This window comes from Hymenobacter jeollabukensis, from assembly GCF_005771675.1.
GTDB lineage: Bacteria > Bacteroidota > Bacteroidia > Cytophagales > Hymenobacteraceae > Solirubrum > Solirubrum jeollabukense.
In genome coordinates, this window is sequence record NZ_VAJM01000008.1 from 254,059 (window position 1) to 275,237 (window position 21,179).

Annotated in this window: 23 protein-coding genes and 2 tRNA genes; 12 read left to right on the top strand and 13 right to left on the bottom strand. The window is 65.2% G+C overall.

The window, feature by feature from the left end; all coding sequences use genetic code 11:
• Positions 1-690 (top strand): GIN domain-containing protein, encoded by a 690-nt coding sequence (locus FDY95_RS16465; RefSeq protein WP_171025718.1) that lies wholly within the window; start codon positions 1-3, stop codon positions 688-690.
• A gap of 116 nt (positions 691-806) precedes the next feature.
• Here the strand turns inward: FDY95_RS16465 and FDY95_RS16470 are convergent, their stop codons facing one another.
• From FDY95_RS16470 to FDY95_RS16485, 4 genes are all read right to left on the bottom strand, one after another.
• Entirely contained in the window at positions 807-1,262 is a 456-nt protein-coding gene (locus FDY95_RS16470) for an ankyrin repeat domain-containing protein (RefSeq protein ID WP_138079434.1), read from the bottom strand.
• 192 nt (positions 1,263-1,454) lie between these two features.
• Positions 1,455-2,837 (bottom strand): T9SS type A sorting domain-containing protein, encoded by a 1,383-nt coding sequence (locus FDY95_RS16475; protein WP_138079436.1) that lies wholly within the window; start codon positions 2,835-2,837, stop codon positions 1,455-1,457.
• Between the two features lie 108 nt (positions 2,838-2,945).
• Positions 2,946-3,995, bottom strand: coding sequence for a bile acid:sodium symporter family protein (locus FDY95_RS16480; protein ID WP_138079438.1), 1,050 nt, complete (start codon positions 3,993-3,995; stop codon positions 2,946-2,948).
• A 300-nt stretch (positions 3,996-4,295) separates the two neighbouring features.
• The gene (locus FDY95_RS16485) at positions 4,296-4,556 is read right to left on the bottom strand and encodes a hypothetical protein (protein ID WP_138079440.1); all 261 of its coding nucleotides are present in this window, start codon (positions 4,554-4,556) and stop codon (positions 4,296-4,298) included.
• Positions 4,557-4,702: 146 nt separating this feature from the next.
• On the opposite strand from FDY95_RS16485, the gene FDY95_RS16490 reads away from it, so the two are divergent.
• Both FDY95_RS16490 and FDY95_RS16495 read left to right on the top strand, forming a co-directional pair.
• Positions 4,703-5,482: a sulfite exporter TauE/SafE family protein gene (locus FDY95_RS16490; RefSeq protein ID WP_138079442.1), complete on the top strand. Its 780-nt coding sequence runs from the start codon at positions 4,703-4,705 to the stop codon at positions 5,480-5,482.
• A 42-nt stretch (positions 5,483-5,524) separates the two neighbouring features.
• Complete coding sequence (locus FDY95_RS16495; protein ID WP_138079444.1) at positions 5,525-5,944, top strand: hypothetical protein; 420 nt, start codon at positions 5,525-5,527, stop codon at positions 5,942-5,944.
• Positions 5,945-5,965: 21 nt separating this feature from the next.
• On the opposite strand, the gene FDY95_RS16500 is transcribed toward FDY95_RS16495, so the two are convergent.
• The 3 genes from FDY95_RS16500 to FDY95_RS16510 form a co-directional block, all read right to left on the bottom strand.
• Positions 5,966-6,595, bottom strand: a complete 630-nt coding sequence (locus tag FDY95_RS16500) for an HAD family hydrolase (RefSeq protein WP_171025719.1) — start codon at positions 6,593-6,595, stop codon at positions 5,966-5,968.
• A gap of 215 nt (positions 6,596-6,810) precedes the next feature.
• Complete coding sequence (locus FDY95_RS16505) at positions 6,811-7,362, bottom strand: energy transducer TonB (protein WP_138079448.1); 552 nt, start codon at positions 7,360-7,362, stop codon at positions 6,811-6,813.
• Positions 7,363-7,458: 96 nt separating this feature from the next.
• Entirely contained in the window at positions 7,459-7,935 is a 477-nt protein-coding gene (locus tag FDY95_RS16510) for a hypothetical protein (RefSeq protein ID WP_138079450.1), read from the bottom strand.
• A 179-nt stretch (positions 7,936-8,114) separates the two neighbouring features.
• Between FDY95_RS16510 and FDY95_RS16515 the strand changes: the two genes are divergently transcribed.
• The 7 genes from FDY95_RS16515 (at position 8,115) to FDY95_RS16545 (ending at position 13,786) form a co-directional block, all read left to right on the top strand.
• A complete protein-coding gene (locus tag FDY95_RS16515; RefSeq protein WP_138079452.1) occupies positions 8,115-9,170 on the top strand; it encodes an SDR family NAD(P)-dependent oxidoreductase in 1,056 nt (351 codons plus the stop codon).
• A gap of 263 nt (positions 9,171-9,433) precedes the next feature.
• On the top strand, positions 9,434-10,177 hold the full coding sequence (gene phhA, locus FDY95_RS16520) for a phenylalanine 4-monooxygenase (protein ID WP_138079454.1): 744 nt from the start codon (positions 9,434-9,436) through the stop codon (positions 10,175-10,177).
• An 84-nt stretch (positions 10,178-10,261) separates the two neighbouring features.
• Complete coding sequence (locus tag FDY95_RS16525) at positions 10,262-11,068, top strand: prolipoprotein diacylglyceryl transferase (RefSeq protein WP_138079456.1); 807 nt, start codon at positions 10,262-10,264, stop codon at positions 11,066-11,068.
• 20 nt (positions 11,069-11,088) lie between these two features.
• A complete protein-coding gene (locus FDY95_RS16530; RefSeq protein WP_171025720.1) occupies positions 11,089-11,643 on the top strand; it encodes a hypothetical protein in 555 nt (184 codons plus the stop codon).
• Between the two features lie 70 nt (positions 11,644-11,713).
• Positions 11,714-13,111, top strand: coding sequence for a radical SAM protein (locus FDY95_RS16535; protein WP_138079460.1), 1,398 nt, complete (start codon positions 11,714-11,716; stop codon positions 13,109-13,111).
• A gap of 3 nt (positions 13,112-13,114) precedes the next feature.
• Positions 13,115-13,408, top strand: a complete 294-nt coding sequence (locus FDY95_RS16540; protein ID WP_138079462.1) for a hypothetical protein — start codon at positions 13,115-13,117, stop codon at positions 13,406-13,408.
• Positions 13,409-13,507: 99 nt separating this feature from the next.
• The gene (locus FDY95_RS16545) at positions 13,508-13,786 is read left to right on the top strand and encodes a hypothetical protein (protein ID WP_138079464.1); all 279 of its coding nucleotides are present in this window, start codon (positions 13,508-13,510) and stop codon (positions 13,784-13,786) included.
• Positions 13,787-13,903: 117 nt separating this feature from the next.
• Here the strand turns inward: FDY95_RS16545 and FDY95_RS16550 are convergent, their stop codons facing one another.
• From FDY95_RS16550 to FDY95_RS16570, 5 genes are all read right to left on the bottom strand, one after another.
• Entirely contained in the window at positions 13,904-14,410 is a 507-nt protein-coding gene (locus FDY95_RS16550) for a hypothetical protein (RefSeq protein ID WP_138079466.1), read from the bottom strand.
• A gap of 299 nt (positions 14,411-14,709) precedes the next feature.
• The gene (mutM, locus tag FDY95_RS16555; RefSeq protein WP_138079468.1) at positions 14,710-15,525 is read right to left on the bottom strand and encodes a DNA-formamidopyrimidine glycosylase; all 816 of its coding nucleotides are present in this window, start codon (positions 15,523-15,525) and stop codon (positions 14,710-14,712) included.
• Positions 15,526-15,749: 224 nt separating this feature from the next.
• On the bottom strand, positions 15,750-16,628 hold the full coding sequence (locus tag FDY95_RS26610) for a M48 family metalloprotease (protein ID WP_212744913.1): 879 nt from the start codon (positions 16,626-16,628) through the stop codon (positions 15,750-15,752).
• 357 nt (positions 16,629-16,985) lie between these two features.
• A complete protein-coding gene (locus FDY95_RS16565) occupies positions 16,986-18,800 on the bottom strand; it encodes an ABC transporter ATP-binding protein (protein WP_138079470.1) in 1,815 nt (604 codons plus the stop codon).
• A gap of 73 nt (positions 18,801-18,873) precedes the next feature.
• Entirely contained in the window at positions 18,874-19,200 is a 327-nt protein-coding gene (locus FDY95_RS16570) for a hypothetical protein (protein WP_138079472.1), read from the bottom strand.
• 529 nt (positions 19,201-19,729) lie between these two features.
• Between FDY95_RS16570 and FDY95_RS16575 the strand changes: the two genes are divergently transcribed.
• Positions 19,730-19,801, top strand: a tRNA-Glu gene (locus tag FDY95_RS16575).
• Between the two features lie 21 nt (positions 19,802-19,822).
• Positions 19,823-19,894, top strand: a tRNA-Glu gene (locus tag FDY95_RS16580).
• Positions 19,895-20,057: 163 nt separating this feature from the next.
• Here the strand turns inward: FDY95_RS16580 and FDY95_RS16585 are convergent.
• Positions 20,058-21,098 carry an NAD(P)-dependent alcohol dehydrogenase gene (locus FDY95_RS16585; protein ID WP_138079474.1) on the bottom strand — a complete coding sequence of 347 codons (1,041 nt, stop codon included), beginning with the start codon at positions 21,096-21,098 and terminating at the stop codon, positions 20,058-20,060.
• Positions 21,099-21,179: the final 81 nt, after the last annotated feature.

The window sequence follows — 21,179 nt, forward strand, 5'->3', positions numbered from 1 at the left end:
ATGGTTTCCTTCAAACAGCTTCGTCAGATGATGCAAGTTCAGGGCAGCGGCGTGCTCGTCAGCCGCGAATACCCCGTCTCCTCGTTTACCCGCCTGCACCTGAGCGCCCACGGCCTCGTGGAACTGGTGCACGGCTCGGAAGAAAAAGTAGTGGTGGAGTGCGACGACAACCTGCTGGAGCACCTGCAGGTGGCCAATTCCGGCCGCACGCTCTACGTCACCAGCGAAAACAAGCTGCGCGCCCCGGCCTTCACCGACCTGCGCGTGACGGTGTACCTGCGCCAGCTCGATCAGCTGCACTGCGCCGCCCGCGGCGGCGAGGTGAGCACCCGCAACACCCTCGTCGGCGCGGTGCCGCTGGCGCTGAAGGTGATGTCCAGCGGTACCACCCGCCTGAGCGTCGACGTGCCCAAGCTCACCGTCAACTTGGCCTGCCAAGGCGACGTGACGCTGGCCGGCACCGCCGAGGAGGTGCAGATTCAGACCGCCGCCGAGGGCAACCTCGACTGCCGCGAGCTGCGCGCCCAGCACCTGCGCCTGCGCAATGCCTCGGCCGGCAACATCGACCTCTACGCCGAGCAAACCATCAGCCTCACCCACCTGGGCGCCGGATACATTCATTACCGTGGCCCCGCCCGTCTCGCCGACGTGCGCCAGTACGGCGCCGGCGACATCCGCCACGTCGAGTAGCCGGCCGTCGCGCCCGGCTGGGCGCGGCAGTAAGTCAGCAAGCCATAGGGGCACCAACGCAAAACGGCCGGGCAGTCAGCCCGGCCGTTTTTGGCAGTAGTCCGCAAGTCGGCGGCTTAGCCTTTCAGCTTCTGCTCAATCAGCGTGATGACGTCCTTGTTGCCGCCGGCCTTGGCGGCGGCCAGCAGCGTGGCGCCCTGACCGTCGGCGGCCTTCACGTCGGCGCCGTTTTGCAGCAGGTACTCCACGATGGCCTTGTTGCCGAGCGTCGCGGCGGCAATCAGGGCCGTTTCGTTGCCCGCGTCCTTTGCGTTTACCTGGGCCTTGTGCTGCACCAGCGACTTGACAATGTTCAAATTGCCGTTGGTGGCGGCGGTGATGAGGAAGGTAGTACGGAAGCCGGGCATCACCTCGATGGGCGCGTTGGCGTCGGCGCCCCCGGCCAACAGGGTTTCGGCGCTAGCCGCGTCGTTTTTCATCACGGCCTTAAACAAATCCTTGGTGGGCGTCTGGGCCGCAGCGGTGCCGAGCAGGCCCAGCGTGAGGGCCAGCAGGAGCAGGTAATTCTTCATGGAAAACCAGAAATGGCGGAGGGGAAAGACCGTAAAAATACCAAACGCCACCAACGTGTACAAGTGCAGTCTTCGCCGCTCCAGGTAAGTGCCGCTAAGTCAGTTACAAGAGTTTTTGGGCCGCCGGTGGCCGGGCGGAGCGTACTCGTACCAAGTAGCCCGGTCAGCGTGATGCTAACGGCGGGGCGCCGCCTACTGCTTCACCAAGCGCTGCTGTAGTAGCTGCCCGTTGGCCAGCGTGGCCGCCACCACGTACACACCGGCGGGCAGGCCGCTCAGGTCGAGCGTGAGGCTCGGTTCAGGACGACTGGGCAGCGGGAACGAGCAAACCAGCCGGCCACTGAGGTCGAGCAGGCGGAGCGTACGCGGCGCGGGGCCAGCCGGCAGGTCGAGGCGCACGGTAGTCGTGGCCGGGTTGGGGTAGAGCGTCAGCGGCCCGCTGACCGCGCGTGGGCGGGTGGCGGTGACGAGGCTGGCGTCGGTCCAGTACACGCGCTCATCTAGGTGCTGCACCATCAGCAGCTTGCCGTCGGAGGCTTCGGCGAACAACTGCGGCCCGCGGCGGCCGTTCACATCGAGGCCCAGACCGTATTGCACGCGCCGCCAGCTGCGGCCCTGGTCCTGCGAAACGAGGGTGGCGCCGGTGTTGATGCTGCCCACGCAGGAGCTGTACCAGTCGCCGTTGCGGGCGAAGTGGACGCGGTTGAGCACGGTGCCGTCCCACCACCAAGAGCTGAACAGGGCGGGCTGAATGGTCCAGAACGCGGCCCCGTCAGCTACGTCGGTCAGACTTTTGGTCAGGTTCAGCGCCACGCCGAAGTTGCCGCCCGAGCCGGTGAAGCTCAGCATCAACGAGTCCTGCCGCGGGCGCACCGCCAGCGCCGTCACTTGGTAGGCTGTCAGGTATCCGAAGCCGTGCCCGATGCGAATGGCTTGGTGCTGCCAGCTCAGGCCGTTGTCGGTGGAGCAGTACAGGCCAGGCTGGTTGGCCGCATCATCGTCGGCCACGCTGAGGAAAACGCGGCCGCTGCGGTCGGCGGCCAGCTGGTTGACGAAGCGCCCGGCGCCCAGTCCGTTGTTGCGGGCCGTCCAGCTGCGCCCGTTATCGGCCGAAAAAAACACGCCACTGCCCAGAAACCCATCGACCACATCGAGCACGCCCACGCCGGCGAACAGCCCACCCGCAGGCGTTTCGACGAAACTGGCCACCGGGTAGGGCGAAGGCACGGTCACCGAGTCCCAGCTCAGGCCGGCGTCGAGGCTGCGGTAGATGCGGCCACGGCCACCGGCCAGCAGCAGGCCGGCGCGGGTGGTGTAGAAGGCGTTGACGCCGCGGGCGCGCAGGGCCAGCGTCCAGGAGCGGCCCTGGTTGCCGGTGCGCAAAATGCCCTTGCCCACGGCCGTGCACAGCACCGAGTCGCCGACGCTGGCGAGGCCAGTTTTGGGGCCTTCGGGAAAGTCGCGGGTGGTCAGCCAGAAGCGCTGGGCCTGGGCCGCCGGGGTCAGGTGCAGCAGCGGCCAGAGCAGCACCAGCAGCCAGCGGCTGGTTGGGCGGAAGAAGGTAAGTTTGGACATAGCGAGGCAGGGGAGAAGCAGTGCCCCAAAGCTACCGCACCCCCGCAAGCGCCGCTACCGCATATACATGTGGCCCGCAGGGGTGCAACCCGGCGCCCCGTGGGCGACTCAGGCCGCCGCGGGCACCGGCCGGGCCGCCATGCGCTGGCCCACGCGCTGGGCAATGATGCTGGCCAGGATGATCTGCAGGGCGTGGTAGAGCATCAGCGGCAGCAGCAGCGCGCCCGAGGCCACGGTGCCGGCGAAGAGAATCTTGGCCAGCACCGAGCCGTGGACCAGGGACTTTTTGGAACCGCAGAACACGGCCGTAACCTGATCTTCGGCGGCGAAGCCGAGCAGGCGGCTGACCAGCGTAATCAGCCCCAGCACGGCCAGGAACAGCGCCACCATGCCGGCGGCCAGGCCCAGCAGGTCGGCCCAGCTGTAGTCGCGGAACACGTTGCGGGCGAAGGACTCGCAGAACGAGGTGTAGACCAGCACCAGGATAATGCACTGGTCGAATTTGCGCAGCTGGCCCTTGCGGGCCTCGGCCCAGGCCCCGAAGCGGCGGTGCAGCAGCAAACCCAGGCCCACCGGCGCCACCACCTGCAGCACCAGATCGAGCACCAGGGGCCCCAGGTGGCCGCCGCCGGCCGCGCCGGTGTTCAGAATCAGACTCACCCAGAGCGGCGTCATAATCAGGCCGATGAGGCTGGAAATGCTGGCGTTGAAGATGGCCGCCGGCAGGTTGCCGCCCGCCACCGAAACCATCACCACCGAGGTGGACACCGTGCTGGGCACCGTGCAGAGGTAGAAAATGCTGCTCCACAGCGTCACGCTCTGCGCATCGGTGCCGAACAGCGGGCGGATGGCCAGCCCAATGAGCGGAAACAGCAGAAACGTGCTGGCCTGCACCAGCAGGTGCAGGCGCCAGTTGCGCATACCGGTGCGCAGGCTTTCGGGGCTCAGGCGCAGGCCGTAAAAGAAAAACACCAGCGCCACGCCGAAGGTCAGCAGCCGGTCCCAGGGCACCGGGCTGGCTTCGCTGCCGATGCCGGGGCGCAGGTAGGCGAGGGTGACAGCCAGGATCAGGCCGAGGAGAAACCAGTCGATGCCGACGCGGCCGAGGAGGGCCACGAGGCGGTTGGGGGAAGCCGCAGGGGCGGAGGATTGGGGCATAGAAAGCGAAATGGCCGAGAAGCGGGCCGGTAAGCACATACGGGCCGCCCCGGCAAGGGGCGGTCCGGCCGGTGCCTGGAGCACCGAAACAGTAGGAATGACCAGCAGCGCCCCGCTTTTGTTTGGGCCAGCGGCCATTTCAGCGGCATTCAATCACGCGCTGCAGCTGTCCGCTGGTCAGGAACGAGCATCGAAAGCGGTTGCCACGGGCATCAAATGCCCGACGCGCAGCAGCAGAATCAAGCACATCAGGCAGCGCAACAGCACAAGATCAGAGCGACAACAGCGGCATTCTGGTGACTACACCATCTGCCCCGTCAGGCGCAGCACCAGCAGCCCCAGCGTTAGCAGCATCAGGGCGCCGGCCAGCAGCGTGGCCCAGCGCGGCCGCCCCGGCGTGGCCGGAAAGCGGCCCAGCACCCAGAAAATGACCACCAGGGCGGCGAAGATGACCAGGCGCGACCAGGTAGCACCGTTGACCACCCCCAGGCCCAGCGCCACGGCCGAAGCCAGCGCCGCCAGCCAATAGAGAAAACCGGTAGAAGGAGCAGGACGAGGCATCGGGCAAAGAAAGCAGAGAAAACCGCAGCGAAAGAAACCAGCGTCACCACAGTCAGTACGTCCTAATCACCTAATCACCTAATCACCTAATCACCTAATCACCTAATCACCTAATCACCGCCCTGAACCTATCTTCGCCGCCTCTTATGGAGTTTCTTGACGCGACGCTGGCGCTGCTGTGCGCTTTTGCCTTCCTGGCCGGGTTTGTGGATTCGATAGTGGGCGGCGGCGGGCTGATTCAGCTGCCGGCCATGCTGCTGCTGCTCCCGGGTGTGCCGGTGCCCACGGTGCTCGGCACCGGCAAGGTATCGTCGGCGGCGGGCACGGCGGTGGCGCTGCGGCGCTACGCGGGGCAGGTGCCGGTGCGCTGGCGGGCGGTGGGGGCGGCGGCCGTCACGGCGGGCGTGTTTTCGTTTCTGGGCGCGCGGGCGGTGAGCCTGCTGCCCGCCGAGCTGCTGCGGCCCTTGGTGCTCGGGCTGCTGGTGGTCATTGCCATCTACACCTTCTGGCGCAAGGACTTCGGCGCCATTCACGCCCCGCGCCTGTCCGAGCAAAAGGAGCCGCTCTACGGCGTGGCCGTGGGCCTGGTCATTGGCTTCTACGACGGCTTTTTCGGGCCCGGCACCGGCTCGTTTCTGCTCTTTGCCTTTGTGGGCCTGTTCGGCTACGACTTCCTCAGCGCTTCGGCCTCGTCGAAAGTCGTGAACCTGGCCACCAACCTTACCAGCCTGGCCTATTTCGCCTACACCGGCCACATTCTCTGGCACGTGGCCCTGCCCATGGCCGCCTGCAACATGCTCGGCTCGGCCCTGGGCGCCCGCCTGGCCCTCCGGCAGGGCGTGGGCTTCGTGCGGGTGCTGTTCCTGGTGGTGGTCTGCGCCATCATCCTGAAGCTGGGCTGGGAAACGTTCAAGCCCCTGCCGTAGCTCCCGTTCCAGCCTTTCTTACCTCGCTGCACCCCGATCCGCATGGCCCTCTGGCACGTTTCCGCCCGCAACAACTCCGGGCTGCGCCTCTGGCGCACCGGGCGCTACGCGTTTCGGGTAGTCGAGGCGGGGGCGCCGGCCGACCTGCTGACCAACTACGACTACGTGCTCGTCCACCGCAAATATGAAGGCGCCTTGCGCAGTACCGGTGCTCAGCTACAGCTCACGCCGGTGGTCGTTACCGACGAGGTGCGTGGGCTGGTGTGGCGGCACTACCTCGAAGCGGCCATCCGGCACGAAGCTACCGGCGAGGAAATCTGGCAGTCGACCGCGCCCGGGCCGCTCATCCGCCGCATGGGGCCCGAAAACGACGTGTTCGTGTCGGAGGCGCTGAAAACCCTGCTGCAGCTCGTCGACGGGCAGCGGCTATGGTTTAGCTACGGGCTGTCGTGGTTTGCGTGATGCGGGCAGCCCGCGGCGGGGCTACAGCAGCCGCTGCAAGTCGCTGAGCTGCTCGATGCGGGCCTCAAACGCGGGCACTTCGCCGAAGCCATAGGCCGCGAAGACGAACGGAATATCGTTGGCGCGGGCGGCGAGGTAGTCGCCCTCGGTGTCGCCCACGTAGGCGGGGCTGCCGAGGCCGAAGTGGCGGATGACGGCCCGCACGTTGTCGGCCTTGGGCTGCTGCCGGGCCCCGAAGCAGGTGTGGCCCTCGAAGTAGCGCCCCGTCTGGGTATGGGCCAGAAAGGCCTCGATGTAGCCCTGTTGGCAGTTGCTGACGATGAACAGCCGGTACTTCGCGGCCAGATACTCCAGCGTGGCTTGCAGCTGCGGGTACGGCTCGCCGCCCTGCTGCCGGGCGCTGAGCAATTCCTCGCGGGCGCAGATGTGGCGGAATTCCTCGCGCTGCTCGGCCGTCAGGTACGGAAACAGCCGCTCGTACACCACCGGGTAGGGCTGGCCCGTGACGGCCTGCACGGCCTCCTCCGTGATGTCGCTGTGCACGTAGCTGACGCGCTTTTGGGCCTGGCGGAAGCCCTGCGTAACGGTGGCCGAGGCATCCCAGAGCGTACCGTCGAGGTCGAAAATGAGGCTGTCGATTTCTAGCTGCATAAGGGTGGAAACTAGGTGCAACATGAGCCGGGTGGCGCCGGCCGTTCCAAGGGGCAACTTCCTGAATACGCGCTTTGTTGCCGGACGGCCGGTTTTGGGCCGGCGGGGCTGTGCCCGCACGACCTGCTGACCAAGCATTGCCCCGGCCCAAAAAAAAGCAGCGGGCTGCCCCAAAAAGGACAGCCCGCCGCTTACGAATTCAGTTTGAGGGCCGGTCAGCGCACGGCCATGCTGTACTTGTTGGCCAGCTCGGTGTACCGGGCGGCTTCCTCGGGCTTGCCCTGGCTGGTGTAGGCCTTGGCCATACCGGCGCAGGCCTGCCCGTTCTTCTTGTAGCGGCCCAGGGCTAGGTCGTAGTAGCTGATGGCGCGGGCGGGGTTGGCTTCGGCCATAGCCTTGTCGCCCTTCAGCACGTAATAATCCGACCAGTCGCGCGGGGTGAGGTCTTTCAGCGCAAACACCACCGGCGCGGTAAAGCGGGCCGACTGTTCGCTGCGCCGGGCCAGCGCCAGGGCGGTGGGCGGTATCAGCAGGGTGGTCGGGTCGTTGACGGCCTGCACCGCCAGCGCGTCGAGGCCGTAGCCCAGGCCCTGCAGTACCCGCGTCGAGTCGGGCATGACGCGGCCCTGCCGGTCCAGGGCGTAGCTGATCTGCACCTTCCCCTCGATCTGCCGGTCAATGGCCTCGAAGGTGTAGTGCTTGCCGATGTTCTGAGCCCGTCCCGCGACGGAACTCAGCAATAACATGCCCAATAGTGCCAGTCGCATACGCCCGAGGATTTTTGGTGGAACGGAAGAAGGTGAGTGAATACTCAGTTCTTCTTCAATATACGAAAATTCCTATCGGACGCAACTGCCCGGGGCTTATTCCTCGCCGCGGCCGGGCGGCAGGCCGGGCACGGCGTTGCCCTGGTTGCCCTGCACGTTGGGCACGCCCATTTTCTTTTCGCGAGCCTGCTGGTACTTGTTGAACTGCGCGGGCGTCAGCACGTCCTTCAGCAGGGTCAGCCGCGAGCCGCCGATGTCGTCGATAACCGAGTTGAGCTTGCGCAGATCCTGGCGGTACTGCATGCGGGCCACTTCCACCTGCCGGATGCTGCGCTGGTTGATCTGCAGCACTTTCTCTTCCTGTAGGGGCGTCAGGCCCAGGGCCTGCTTCAGGTTCTGGGTCAGGGTCTTGGCCTGCGCTTCGATCTTGGCATCGTCGATTTGCGCGGCCGGCGCCGGGGCCGCCGGGGCGGTGGTCTTCGTCTTGGTCTTGACGGTCGTCGTCTGGGCCCAGGCGGCGGGGGCGGCCAGCAGCAGGGCGGCGAGTAGCAGGAAACGGGGGGAAGTACGCATGGGATTCGGCATCAGCGGTAGCGCCGCTCGGGCGGCACGGGCGAGTCGGGGACACGAAAATAGCGTGCCAACCCGCTCGGTGATGCCCTAACGCCGCCGACGCCCGGAATATTCCCCGATTCGGCGGCATTTCACGGCCGGGGCGCAACCTTTCGGGCGCGGGCCTCATAGAAAGCAGCATGAAGCAAGCATCCTCCCGTTCCACCTGGCTGAAGGCCGCCGGCATCGGCGCCGCCGTGGCCGCCGCCGCGCTCTGGGCCAACCGCCGCGGCTCCTACGACCTGCGCGGCCGCGTCGTGCTCATCACCGGCGGCTCGCGCGGCCTCGGGCTGGTGCTGGCCCGGCAGGCCGCCGCTGAGGGCGCCAAAGTCGCCATCTGCGCCCGCGACGCCGACGAGCTGGAGCGCGCCCGCCAGGAAGTGGTCGACAGCGGTGCCGCGCAGGTGCTCACCTTCGTGCGCGACCTGGCCGACGAAACCGCCGTGCGCACCCTCGTCAGCGAAGTGCGCCAGCAGCTCGGCCCCATCGACGTGCTCATCAACAACGCGGGCATCATCACCGGCGGCCCGCTAGAGCACATGGACGTGCGCGACTATCAGGAAACCATGGACATCCATTTCTGGGCCGCCCTGCACGCCATGTACGCGGTGCTGCCCGAGATGAAAAAGCGCCGCGAGGGCCGCATCATCAACATTGCCTCGGTGGGCGGGAAGGTATCGGTGCCGCACCTGGCGCCCTACTGCGCCAGCAAATTCGCCTTGGTGGGCCTCTCCGAGGGTTTTCGGGCCGAGCTGCTGCGCTACGGCGTGTACGTCACCACGGTATGCCCGGGGCTGATGCGCACCGGCTCGGCCCGGCACGCGGTGGTGAAGGGCCAGCACCTGCTGGAATTCGCCTGGTTTATGCTCTCCGACTCCTTGCCAGCCCTCACCGTCAGCGCCGAGTACGCCGCCCGGCAGATCTGGAACGCCGCCCGCCGCGGCGACGCCGAGCTGATTCTGGGTGTGCCCGCCAAGCTGATTTCGCTGCTGCACGGCGTGGCGCCCGGCTCGGTGGCCAACCTGATGAGCTGGGTGAACCGCACCCTGCCCGACGCCACCGGGCCCGCCGGCGACGTGCGCCGCCGCGGCTTCGAAAGCGAGTCGGAGGTGACGGACTCGTGGCTGACGGGCCTTACCCGCCAGGCCGAGCGCGACAACAACCAGTTGAACAACCACCCGCCGTACCCGGCCTAACAGGGGAATTGGCGGCGGCAGCCGCACCGCATCAACTCCCGGGTTCCAGAATTTCCTTGCATCTTTGTGCCATGCTCACCCGCTTTTCGTCGCGCTATTATTACCGCTCCTGCCAGCCCACCGGCTTCGGCAGTGGTCGTGTATGCGCGACGGCACCCGAGCAGACGACGTAACGTCGCCGCCAGGAACCGCTTCATACCCGCCCCTCTCCGATAGCCGGAGAGGGGCTTTTTGTTTTTCACCCCTTCCAAATCATCCGAGCCATGACCCTGCTCCAACAACACTACGATCAGTACACCGCCGAGGACCGCCACGTGTGGCAGCTGCTCTTCGAACGCCAGTTGCAAGCCCTGCCCGGCCGCGCCGCTCCCGAGTTTATGGAGGGCCTGGCCCGCATCGGCTTCACCGCCGACCAGATTCCGGATTTCCGCCAGACCAACCAGGTGCTGCGCCGCCTCACCGGCTGGGAGCTGGTGGCCGTGCCCGGCATCGTCGACGACGCGGTGTTTTTCGGGCTGCTGGCGGCCCGGCAGTTTCCGGCTACCACCTGGCTGCGCAAGCTCGCCGAGCTGGACTACCTGGAAGAGCCCGACATGTTCCACGACGTGTTCGGCCACGTGCCCTTGCTCACCAACCCGGCGTTTGCGCGCTTTCTGCACCAGCTCGGCCACATCGGCCTGCGCCACGCCGCCGACCCGGCCGCCGTGGAGCTGCTGTCCCGGCTCTACTGGTTTACGGTGGAGTTCGGCCTGATTCGCGACGCGGGCAGCGGCGCGGCGCGCATCTACGGGGCGGGCATCCTCTCCTCGGCCGGTGAAACGCGCTACAGCCTCGGCCCCGAGCCCCGGCGGCACTCGTTTGCGGTTGAAAACGTGCTCGACACGGCCTTCCGCAAGGACGTGTTCCAGACCGACTACTTCGTGCTCGATTCGCTCGACCAACTGTTCGATACCCTGCCCGAGGTGCAGCGCCAGCTGCGCGCGGTTTCGATAGGAGTGGAGGTCTGACGAAGCTGCAAGCGCTCCGCTTGGTTGCCGGGCGGAGCGCGGGTTGCTCGGGCGAGTTACGGCCGGCTGCCTATCTTGCCCGCCGTGACGTTTCCCGTTCAGCTTCACCTCGGCCCCGTAGCCCTGCCGGCCCACCTGCTCTTCGAGGTGCTGGCCTACTCGCTGGGCTACCGCTACTACAGCTACCTGCGCGCCCGCACCCCCGACCGCATCAGCACCGACCACCGGCTGTGGATATTCATCGGGGCCGCCGCCGGGGCCCTGCTTGGCTCGCGCGTGCTGGGGCTGCTGGAGCACCCGCAGGCGCTGCTGCACCCGCCCGGCGGCTGGCTGTACTATTTCACCAACAAAACCATCGTCGGCGGCCTGCTCGGCGGGCTGATCGGGGTGGAATGGACCAAGAAGCGCCTCGGCGTCACCGCGTCCTCGGGCGACCTGATGGTGTACCCCATCGTGCTGGGCATGGTGCTGGGGCGCACCGGCTGCTTCCTCTCCGGCCTCGAAGACGGCACCTACGGCACGCCTTCCGCCTTGCCCTGGGCGATGAACCTCGGCGACGGGGTGCCGCGCCACCCCACCAACCTCTACGAAATCCTATTCTGGCTGCTGCTGGGCGCCGCCTTGTGGCTGCTGGAGCGCCGCCGCCCGCTGCCCGACGGCTGGCGCTTCCGCCTCATGCTCAGTTCTTACCTGCTGTTCCGGCTGCTGGTGGAGTTTATCAAGCCCACGCCGCCGCTGCCGGGCCTGCTACTGACCAGCATTCAGTGGGCCTGCGTGGCCGGGCTGCTGTACTACGCCTGGCTGTGGGCCCGCGACGCCCGCCGGCCTCGGGCTGACGGCCCGCCGTCGGCCGTCCCGGTTCAGGCTGCCGTTTCTTCGTTTTCTGACTAAAATATTCCATCCAGATGCCTATGCCTGCTTTCCCTGTTGCGCCGCTCTCAGTCCGTCGGTGGCCTTCTCTCGTGTTTCTGTGGCTGGCCGTACTGCTGCCGGTCTTTGGTTTCGCCCAAGCCAAGCCGCTCAGCGACGAAGTACGCCGCGCCAACCTCGAAACCCAGGTCACGGCTATGGAGCAGGCCTTTCTGAAGGAAGACTTCGAAACCTTCGCCGACTTCATGCACCCCGACGTGGTGCGGCTGGCCGGCGGGCCCGATGTGCTGGCCCGGCAGCTGCGCAAGGGCATGGAGGAAATGAGTGCCCAGGGCGGCAAAGTCAGCAACGTCACGCACGGCGCGCCCACGCGCATCGTCGCCGTCGACCGGCAGCTGCAGTGCACCCTGCCGCAAACCACCGAATTCCAGCTGGCCGCCGCCACCAAAACCACCCAGTCGACCCTGCTGGCCGTGTCGGCCGATGGCGGCAAGACCTGGGCCTTCCTCGATACGGCCGGCAAGGACTGGGAAACGGTGCGGCGCTTGGTGCCCAACCTGAGCCGGGAAATCGTGCTGCCGGCGAAGAGCAACTAGCGTGGCAGGCTAGGGCGGCCCGCGGAAAGTTGCTAGGTTGCGGCCAGCCTCTCACGATACCCGCCGCCCCATGCCCGAACGCCCCTATACCTACTACGACTTCACCCTAAGTCTCTGCCCGCACTGCCTGCGCCGCGTGGAGGCCAAAATCGTCTTTCAGGACGAGGCGGTGTACATGCTCAAGCGCTGCCCCGAGCACGGCCGGCAGAAGGTGCGCATTGCCTCCGACATCGAATACTACAAGCAGATTCGCAACTACGTGAAGCAGAGCGAGGTGCCGCGCCGCTTCAATACCGCCACCCACTATGGCTGCCCCTACGACTGCGGCCTCTGCACCGACCACGAGCAGCACTCCTGCCTCACGGTCATCGAAATAACGGACCGCTGCAACCTGACCTGCCCCACCTGCTACGCCGAAAGCAGCCCCACCCACGGTCGGCACCGCACCCTGGAGGAAGTCGAGCAGATGATTGACACGCTCGTCGCCAACGAGGGCGAGCCGGACGTGGTGCAGATTTCGGGCGGGGAGCCCACGCTGCACCCGCAGTTCTGGGAAATCCTCGACATGTGCAAGCGCAAGCCCATCAAGCACCTGATGGTGAATACCAACGGCGTGCGGCTGGCCAAGGACGAGGAGTTCGTGGCCCGCCTGGCCACCTACATGCCCGCCTTCGAGGTGTACCTGCAGTTCGACTCCTTCAAGGAAGAAGCCCTGCTCCAGATGCGGGGCCGCGACCTGCGCCAGGTACGCCTCGACGCGCTGGCCCACCTCAACAAGCACAACCTGAGCACCACGCTGGTAGCCACCCTGCAAAAGGGGCTGAATGACGACGAGGTCGGCCAGATCATCGACTTCGCCCTGCAGCAGCGGTGCGTGCGCGGCGTCACGTTCCAGCCCACCCAGGCCGCCGGCCGCCTCGACCATTTCGACGACGACGGCCGCATCTCGCTCACCGACGTGCGTACGGCCATTCTGGAGCAGAGCCCGGTGTTTTCGGCCGACGACCTGCTGCCCGTGCCCTGCAACCCCGACGCGCTGGCCATGGCCTACGCCCTCAAGCTCGACGGCGAAGTGTACCCGCTCACGCGCTACATCAAGCCCGCCGAGCTGTTGCAGAACTCGCGCAACACCATCGTGTTTGAGCGCGACCCGCGCCTGCAGGGCCATTTGATGCGCATGTTCAGCACCGCCAACACGGTGGACACCGTCACGCCCGAGCTCAACCAGCTCCTGTGCTGCCTGCCGCTGGTGCAGGCGCCCACCTTGCGCTACGAAAACCTGTTCCGCGTCATCATCCTGCAGTTCATGGACGCCTGGAACTTCGACGTGCGCGCCGTGAAGAAGTCCTGCGTGCACATTGTCTCGAAGGACAACAAAATCATTCCCTTCGAGACGATGAACATCTTCTACCGCGACCAGCCCAAACAGGAGCGCCTGGAAGTGCTGCGCGACATTCCCGTGCTCTAGCCCATGTACACGCCGCCGCCCACGCCGCCCCAGCCGCCCGGCCACCTCGGCCGGGTGCTGCTTGCTCACCTGGCCCTGGTGCTCGTGCTGCACCTGGGCCGGCAGTGGCTCGACGACGACGCGGGCATCTTTTTCATCCTCTTCGGCCTGGCTTTCCTCGACGGGCTGGCGTTTCTGGTGCTGATTACCACGGGCCGCGCGCGCCTGGGCCTGAGCTTCGTGCTCAGCGGCCTGCTGATGTTCGTCATCGGCTTCGGCGACTGCGCCACCCACCTGAAGCTGGGCAATATGCACTAAAGCACGGGTGCCTGCGGCCGGCGCGTACCCTGGCGCCTTCCGCCGCGGAGGTACGGCCTCGGCCAACTCCGCCTAATCAATAGCGTAAGAACCAAGGCCATGCTCTCCGATTACAACCGCCGCGTCGTACGCACCAACCTGCTGATTGTGCTGGCCGGCGCCGTGGCGTTCGGAATGCTGGCCAAACTGAACGACGGCAGCGTCTTCGTCTTTTTCGGTGTCCTGATCGTGTTGCAGGCGCTGGTCAATGCGGTGCTGGGCCTTGTGCACAGCTTCGGTAAGTCCCAGGGCACGGCGGCCGGTTACTGGCTGAGCGCGCTGCTGGTGCTCATCATCGGGCCCGGCTCCTGCGGCCTGGCCGCGGCCCTCATCCAATAGCGCCACGACAGCTCTGCCCGAGCCCGTAGGGCAGAACATAAAAAAACGCCCGACCACACAGTGGCCGGGCGCCCCCGCTGGGTGGAGCCAGCGGGACTTGGGAAATCAACAATTCGCTTAATGCGAGAAAGTGCTTTCGAAGCTCACGGCCTTGTCGTCCGTGCCCTCGGTGAGCTTCAGGCGCAGCGTGGTGGCGGTGAGTTCCTCCACCGAGTACACGCGCTCCAGGTTGGGCAGCGTCACCGTGAGGGTCTTGTTGTCTTCGCTCAGCTTGTAGCTGCCCGCTTTCTGCTGGGCCATGGCCGGGTTGAGCTTGGTGGCGCCTTCGTCCTGAATGTAGCGGCCATCGGCCGTGAACTGGGTCAGGTTGTCGCGCATGGTGGGCTTGAGCTGCCCGAAGATGCTCACCGTAACCGCGTCGGTCGAGCCGGCGGCTTTGCTGGTGGTCTTCAGGTCGGTCAGGTGCCACTGGCCGCCCGAAAGCAGCTGCAACGGCGTTTGTTGGGTCTTCGCATCAGCCGCCGCTTGGGCCGCGGGCTGGGCTACTTCATCAATTTCTTTTTCACACGATGCCAAACCAGCAAGGGTCAGCGCCAGGCTCAGGTAAACGGTCAGTTTCTTCATGAAAACGGGTAAATGGTTTGGTGAAGAAGATCGAGCTCCTCGCTCGGTCGGCGTTTTGCTTTCAGTACACATTCCAACTTCACGTCTGAGGCCAAGGTGGCTGGCCCTGCGTTGTCGTCACAATGCTAAGCTAGTATAGATAGTTCGGGTTTTCGCGGAAAAAGTCAATAATTCAAACATTATATCTGAAAAATTCAATGCAATTTATATTTGTACTTTTGAATGTAGATAAAATGCAAAAGCCGCTTGCAGAACTTGCAGAGCGGCTTTTGGTTAGGGGTGATTTGGAGCGGCAGCGCCTAATGTAGTTTCTGGCACTCCGGGCAGTAGTAAGTAGCCCGTCCACCGACGTACTTTTTTACAATTGTCTGCTGGTCCGTCGGACAATACTTATAAGCCTCCGACCCCGGCACCGGGTACGCGTCCCACTCCCGGGCGTGAATCAGAAACGAGGTCGGAAACAGGTGGTAGTTGGCCTCTGCCTCGATGGCCGTGGTTAGCACCAGTCCAATGGCCGCGTGCAGCTGAACCACTTCCGCGGGCGTGAGCGAGCCGGCCACCCGCTCGGGGTGCAGCCGGGCCTGAAACAGTACCTCGTCGACAATCCAGTTGCCGAGGCCGGCGGCCAGGCGCTGGTCGAGCAGCAGGGGCTTAAGGAGCGTCTTGCGCCCGCGCAGGGCCGTCTGCAACTCCGCCAGCGTCAGATCCAGCGCGTCGGGGCCCAGCTTCTTCTGTCGCTGGAAATCGGCCACGCTGTCGGCCAGGCGGATGCGGCCAAACTTGCGCGGGTCGATGAAGGCTACGCGCAGGCCGTCGGCCAGCTCGAAGGCCACGCGGGTAAAGCGCGGCCGGTCGTGCTCGTCGCGGTAAGCACCCACGTCGCCGGTCATGCCGAAGTGCAGGGCCAGCACCCGGCCGGTGGAGAGTTCGAGAAACAAGTTTTTGCCCAGCCGCCGGGTGCCCGTGACGCTGGCGCCCACCACGGCCTGGCGCAGCGCGGCCTCCGGCTCGGCCAGCACGTGAGCGTCGAACACGAAGAGCTGCCCAATGGTCTGGTGCAGCAGCAGTTCATCCAGGAAACGGCGGTAGGTTTCGACTTCGGGTAGTTCGGGCATGTTATTAATAGAGAGTGTTCTGCGTGACTGGCCGAAAAACAGCCCGTCCCGTGTCTACGATAACATCAATGCTCCAGCTTAAATCCCATCCGCTGGCAAACATTATTTGGTCGCTGGTACGCCGCTAAACGGGCGTCATGCCGAGCCCGGTAAGCGCCAAACGAAAACCGCCCGCTGCCAGCAAAGGCAACGGGCGGTTACGTAGTCCGACCACTTACTACTCGTTACGACGGATCGGTCAGGCGGCCGATTTGTTGGCCCTGGGGATTGAAGATGCCGCCCTGCGCGCTGACGTAAAGCCGGCGCTGTTGCCCGTCGATGAGCACAAAGGGAAAATCGGCGCTGTTGGAGCGCGTGAGGCGGCCCACCACAGCGGCGGTGCGGTCGTCCTGATCCACGCGCACGATGTTCAGGCCCTTGGTCACGTACAGCGGCTGGGCGGGGTTGTCGCGGAAGGTAAGCTTGCCCACGAAGCTGATCTGCTGCTGGGCCACCGGCTGGGCCTGCACCGGGCGCGGCGTAATGGCTATGGGCTGGGCCGAGGGCATCGAGGTGCGGGCGCTGGCCGCAATCTGCCCGCTGGCCTGCTGCCAGCCGCGGTTGATGGCCGCCAGGCGCGTGCTGCGGCCCGGGTGAGTCGGCGAGTCGTATTCCTGCGACACCACGGCCAGGGCCGTCTGGGCTTCGGCCAGGCTGGCGCCCATCTTGCGGAGCACGAAGCCCGAAAACTCGTCGGCCTCCAGCTCGTCGGCGGGGTTCGAGCCGCCGCCCTGCAGGGTGTGGCCGTTCAGGTGGTGACCCATTTCGTGGGCCAGAATGCTCACGCCGGCCCAGTCGGTGCGGCTGGCGCGGTTCACGGCCGCCACGAAGTTGGGGTTGTATAAGAGGTAGCGCTTGCCGCCGGATACCACGGCGGCGGCGTTTTCGACCTGGGTGGTGGCGCGCAGCTCGAAGCGGGGCTTCAGGCCGACGACGTCGGTGATTTCACGCAGCACGTCACGCTGCGGCGCCGGTTGGGCGGCTTGGGCCACGCCGCTCGTCAGCAGCCCTACGAAGAGGAGCGCGCTGGTCAGCAGCTGGCGGAAAGTGCGGGTGCGGTTCATGAAAAAATCCTTTTGTTTCAGCGTGGAGTTTTGCAAGAATGCTGCCAAAGTCGGCCGGGAGCCGTCCTGTCATCTGGCATTAGTATAACGTGCGTTGCCCCGCTTTTCGTTTATTCTCGACAGCACTATTTACCGGCCGCAGCGGCATTGGACCTGACTTTATTAAGGGTCCGGCTGCTTCGAGGCAACGGTATTCCTGCTCAAGTACAAAGCCGATAGCTCAACGCGTAGCCCCCCGCTGCCCACGGCGGGCATCCAAAGCCGCCCGGGATGCCAACCGGTGCCCCAGCAACGCCGAGCGCCCTGCTGAAGTCAGCAGGGCGCTCGGTTGTTGGCGTTGAAGAAGAACTGATTGGGTTAAGCCGGAAGCGTCACCGGGCGCGCCACGCCGTCGGGCGCTGCCAGCGCAGCCGGCCGTTGCCGCTCCCCGATCTGCTGCCGCCACATGGCGTAGTACAGACCTTTGCGCTCCAGCAGCTCCTCGTGCCGGCCGGCTTCCACGATGCGGCCCCGCTCCAGCACGTAGATGCAGTCGGCGTGCAGAATGGTGCTCAGGCGGTGGGCAATGAGGATTGTGAGGTGGCGCCGCGTGGCCGACAGCTCGCGCACCGTCCGGCTGATTTCCTCCTCCGTGAGCGAGTCCAGGGCCGAGGTGGCTTCGTCGAACACCAGCAGGGTGGGGCGCCGCAGCAGGGCCCGGGCGATGCTTAGGCGCTGCTTTTCGCCCCCCGACACCTTCACGCCGCCCTCGCCGATGACCGTATCGAGCCCCAGCGGCGCCCGGCGCAGCAGGGAGTCGGCGGCGGCTTCGTGCAGGGCGCGCAGGCACTCCTCGTCGGTGGCCTGCGGGGCCACGAAGAGCAGGTTGTCGCGGATGCTGCCGGCGAAAAGCTGCGGGTCCTGGGTCACGAAGCCAATCTGCTCGCGCAGGGCGTCGAGGTCGAGCTGCTGGCCGGGCACGTCGTTGTAGAGGATCTGGCCCTGCGCGGGCGGGTAAAGGCCCACCAGCAGCTTCACCAGCGTGGTTTTGCCCGAGCCCGAAGGCCCCACGAAGGCCACCGTCTGGCCCAGCTCGGTGCGGAAGGAAATGCCATCCAGCGCCGGGGTATTGGCCGTGAGGTGGCGGAAATGCACGTTGTCGAATTCCAGGGTGCGCAGCTCGCCGATGGCGGCGGGTGCGGTGGGCTTCACGTCGCGGGGCGTATCAAGAATCTGCTGGAAATTGGCCAGCGAAGCCTCGGTTTCGCGGTAGATGTTGATGATGTTGCCCAGCTCCTGCAGCGGCCCGAAAATGGCGAAGGAGTAGATGAACAAGGAGAAAAAGTCGCCCATCGAAATCCGGTGCTGCACCACCAGAAACAGCAGTAGCAGCAGAATGGCGCTGCGCAGCGTGTTTACGAAGGTGCCCTGCACGAACGACAACGAGCGGATGTAGCGCACCTTTTTCAGCTCCAGCTGCAGAATGCGGGCCGTGGTAGCATTCAGGCGCGCGGTTTCCTGCTGGGCCAGCCCCAGGCTTTTCACCAGCTCGATGTTGCGCAGGCTCTCCGTGGTCGAGCCGGCCAGGGCAGTGGTTTCGGCCACGATGGTCTTCTGCACCACCTTGATTTTCTTGCTCAGCAGGGAGCTGACGATGCCCAGAATCGGGATGGTCAGAAAGTAAGCGGGGGCAATCGGCCAGTACACTTTCAGCGAGTACCACATCACGAAGATGATACCCACCACCGAAGTGAAGAGCACGTTGACGAAGTTCTGGATGAGCTTCTCCACGTCGGTGCGCACCTTCTGCAGCTTGCCCAGGGTTTCGCCGCTGCGCTGGTCCTCAAACACCTGGTAGGGCAGGTCCAGCGAGTGGCTGAGCCCGTCGGAGTACATCTGCGCGCCCAGCCGCTGCGTGATGACGTTGACGAAGTAATCCTGGAAGTTCTTGGCGATGCGCGACACCATGGCCACGCCCATGGCCTGCAGAATCAACAGGCCGGCGCCGCCGGCCAGAAACTGCGCAAAGCTGGGCCGGAGCGTGGTGCTGAGCGCGGGCGTTACGTGCCGGTCGATGATTTGCCGGAAGATGTAGGGGTCGAGCAGGGAAAAAACCTGGTTGATGGCCGCCAGCAGCAGGGCCAGCGCGAGCAGGCCCCAATACTGGCGCAGGTAACCGAACAGCAGTTTCATGGGAGGAAGGTAGGGGAGAAAGGTCCCCCAACAACCGCCCGCGTCGGCAGAAGTTTTTCCGCTGCCGCCGTGCCTACGCGGGCTCCTCTTCGGCCATTTCGGGCCGGGCCTCGGGCGCTACGTCGGCAAAGGCCTGACGCACGGCGAGGGAGGTAGGGCCGAGCACCAGCCGCACCGAGCGGCGGCCCAGCAGCTTCTGGTAGCGCAGCAGCAGGTCGCGGGCCGCGGCGGGCAGGTGGTGCAAGCGGCTGCAGTCGATCCAGACGCTGGTTTTGCCGCTGCGCCCGGCCTGCAGCAGGCAACGGGCGAGGGTATCGGCGGCCGAGCTGGCCGCGGGCGAGGCGCTATCGGCCAGCAGCAGGACGTAGCGGTCGGGCAGGATTTCGTGGTAAACGTCCATGGGTGGGAAGGGGCGGAGCGGGTGAACGGGGGGCAACGCCGGCCGCAAAAAGAAGCTGGCCCGGTTGATACGCACGAAGGGGCCGAAAAGATAAGCTATTGATTATGAAATCGGTTGGCTGTAAGGAGCATTCCTTGCCGGATTGGCAGTTGTGCCGCGGCTAGCTGCAAAATCCGTATTTATCGCACCAAATCCGGAGCCGCGTTTTTCCGGGTGCTTCAGGCGTTGCCGGTATTTGCGCTTGTGGGCTGCCGGTCACCAGCGGCAACGGACGTGGCCTCCGGTGCGGGCCCCGACGTAACTGGCAGCCCGCCTTTTTGTGCCCGATTCCGAGCCCGAACGGGGCTAAGCTGCCCCGCGTCAGCGGCGTCGGGCACGCTTGCGGAGCGGGCCGTTGAGCTAGTTGGAAAAATTTCGGCCTGAAAATCAGGTCAATTTCACTGCAAATGCACTTTTTTTGCGTGATGGTATTGCGGAGAAAGATGACCTGTCTATCTTTGCACCATCAAACGGCAGCGGCTAGTTATCTGGTCCGTTCGTCTAGGGGTTAGGACTGCAGATTTTCATTCTGCCAACAGGGGTTCGATTCCCCTACGGACTACTCCGATTGCCGTTTGAACCTGGTCCGTTCGTCTAGGGGTTAGGACTGCAGATTTTCATTCTGCCAACAGGGGTTCGATTCCCCTACGGACTACTTCCAATGAAAACCGCCCTGCAACTACTGCAGGGCGGTTTTTTTGTGGGCAAATCCAAACCCCGAGGCGTCATTGTCGACCCGTAACAACAAGCCGGCTCCCGCTTTAGCAACCCGTCAAACGCGCGTTGCAAAGCAGGAGCCGGCTTGGTGCTGTACGGCCCTATAGGCTGGCGGTGTCGATGACGAAGCGGTAGCGCACGTCGCCCTTTACCATCCGCTCGTAGGCCTGGGTGATGTCCTGAATGTTGATCAGCTCAATGTCGGACACGATGTTGTGCTCGGCGGCGAAATCCAGCATTTCCTGGGTTTCCTGAATGCCGCCGATAGTGGAGCCCGACACGCTCTTGCGGCCCGGAATCAGCGCAAAGGCGGGCACTTCCAGCGGCTTGGGCGGGGCGCCTACCAGGATGTGGGTGCCGTTGGTTTTGAGCAGCGAGAGGTACATGGGCAGGTCGTGGTCGGCGGCTACGGTGTCGAGGATGTAGTCGAACGAGCCCTGCACGGCCTTGAGCTGCTCCTCGTCCTTGGTGACGACGAAGTGGTGCGCGCCCAGGGCCTTGGCATCGGCTTCCTTCGAGGGGGAGGTGCTGAGCACGGTCACGTCGGCGCCGAAGGCCACGCCCCACTTCACGCCCATGTGGCCCAGGCCTCCCAGGCCCACCACGGCCAGCTTGTGGCCCTGGCCCACACCCCAGTACTTCAGGGGCGAGTAGGTGGTGATGCCGGCGCAGAGCAGCGGCGCCACGGCGGCCAGGTCCAGGTTCTCGGGCACGCTCACCACGAACTCCTCGCGCACCACGATGGTAGTGGAGTAGCCGCCGTAGGTGGGCTGCCCGTCGCGGCCGAGGTTGTTGTAGGTCTGCGTGTTGCCTTCCACGCAGTACTGCTCCTCGCCGGCGCGGCAGTTTTCGCATACCTGGCAGGAGTCGACCATGCAGCCCACGCCGGCCAGCTGGCCGACCTGGAATTTCTTGACATGGTCGCCGACGCGGCTGATGCGGCCCACGATTTCGTGGCCGGGCACCATGGGGAAGATGCCGGGAAACCACTCGTTGCGGATCTGGTGCAGGTCGCTGTGGCACACGCCACAGAAGAGAATGTCGATTTGCACGTCGTGCGGGCCCACTTCGCGGCGCTCAAAGGTCCAGGGTGTGAGGTCGGAGGTTGGGCTTTGGGCGGCGTAGCCTTTGGTCTGGGTCATAAGGAAGAAAACGGAATGCAACAATTACGTGCCCCAAAGCTAGCTGCGGCCCCGCGGGGCGGCGCTACAGCTTTCAACGGG

Excerpts from the sequence above, each read along its gene's own strand:
- FDY95_RS26610 (WP_212744913.1), bottom strand. The coding sequence starts at position 16,628 with ATGAACCGCACCCGCACTTTCCGCCAGCTGCTGACCAGCGCGCTCCTC.
- FDY95_RS16535 (WP_138079460.1), top strand. The coding sequence starts at position 11,714 with ATGCCCGAACGCCCCTATACCTACTACGACTTCACCCTAAGTCTCTGC.
- FDY95_RS16485 (WP_138079440.1), bottom strand. The coding sequence starts at position 4,556 with ATGCCTCGTCCTGCTCCTTCTACCGGTTTTCTCTATTGGCTGGCGGCG.
- FDY95_RS16570 (WP_138079472.1), bottom strand. The coding sequence starts at position 19,200 with ATGGACGTTTACCACGAAATCCTGCCCGACCGCTACGTCCTGCTGCTG.
- FDY95_RS16510 (WP_138079450.1), bottom strand. The coding sequence starts at position 7,935 with ATGCGTACTTCCCCCCGTTTCCTGCTACTCGCCGCCCTGCTGCTGGCC.
- FDY95_RS16565 (WP_138079470.1), bottom strand. The coding sequence starts at position 18,800 with ATGAAACTGCTGTTCGGTTACCTGCGCCAGTATTGGGGCCTGCTCGCG.
- FDY95_RS16550 (WP_138079466.1), bottom strand. The coding sequence starts at position 14,410 with ATGAAGAAACTGACCGTTTACCTGAGCCTGGCGCTGACCCTTGCTGGT.
- FDY95_RS16470 (WP_138079434.1), bottom strand. The coding sequence starts at position 1,262 with ATGAAGAATTACCTGCTCCTGCTGGCCCTCACGCTGGGCCTGCTCGGC.
- FDY95_RS16500 (WP_171025719.1), bottom strand. The coding sequence starts at position 6,595 with ATGCAGCTAGAAATCGACAGCCTCATTTTCGACCTCGACGGTACGCTC.
- FDY95_RS16465 (WP_171025718.1), top strand. The coding sequence starts at position 1 with ATGGTTTCCTTCAAACAGCTTCGTCAGATGATGCAAGTTCAGGGCAGC.
- FDY95_RS16545 (WP_138079464.1), top strand. The coding sequence starts at position 13,508 with ATGCTCTCCGATTACAACCGCCGCGTCGTACGCACCAACCTGCTGATT.
- FDY95_RS16530 (WP_171025720.1), top strand. The coding sequence starts at position 11,089 with ATGCCTGCTTTCCCTGTTGCGCCGCTCTCAGTCCGTCGGTGGCCTTCT.
- mutM (WP_138079468.1), bottom strand. The coding sequence starts at position 15,525 with ATGCCCGAACTACCCGAAGTCGAAACCTACCGCCGTTTCCTGGATGAA.
- FDY95_RS16490 (WP_138079442.1), top strand. The coding sequence starts at position 4,703 with ATGGAGTTTCTTGACGCGACGCTGGCGCTGCTGTGCGCTTTTGCCTTC.
- FDY95_RS16540 (WP_138079462.1), top strand. The coding sequence starts at position 13,115 with ATGTACACGCCGCCGCCCACGCCGCCCCAGCCGCCCGGCCACCTCGGC.
- FDY95_RS16475 (WP_138079436.1), bottom strand. The coding sequence starts at position 2,837 with ATGTCCAAACTTACCTTCTTCCGCCCAACCAGCCGCTGGCTGCTGGTG.
- FDY95_RS16480 (WP_138079438.1), bottom strand. The coding sequence starts at position 3,995 with ATGCCCCAATCCTCCGCCCCTGCGGCTTCCCCCAACCGCCTCGTGGCC.
- phhA (WP_138079454.1), top strand. The coding sequence starts at position 9,434 with ATGACCCTGCTCCAACAACACTACGATCAGTACACCGCCGAGGACCGC.
- FDY95_RS16585 (WP_138079474.1), bottom strand. The coding sequence starts at position 21,098 with ATGACCCAGACCAAAGGCTACGCCGCCCAAAGCCCAACCTCCGACCTC.
- FDY95_RS16495 (WP_138079444.1), top strand. The coding sequence starts at position 5,525 with ATGGCCCTCTGGCACGTTTCCGCCCGCAACAACTCCGGGCTGCGCCTC.
- FDY95_RS16515 (WP_138079452.1), top strand. The coding sequence starts at position 8,115 with ATGAAGCAAGCATCCTCCCGTTCCACCTGGCTGAAGGCCGCCGGCATC.
- FDY95_RS16505 (WP_138079448.1), bottom strand. The coding sequence starts at position 7,362 with ATGCGACTGGCACTATTGGGCATGTTATTGCTGAGTTCCGTCGCGGGA.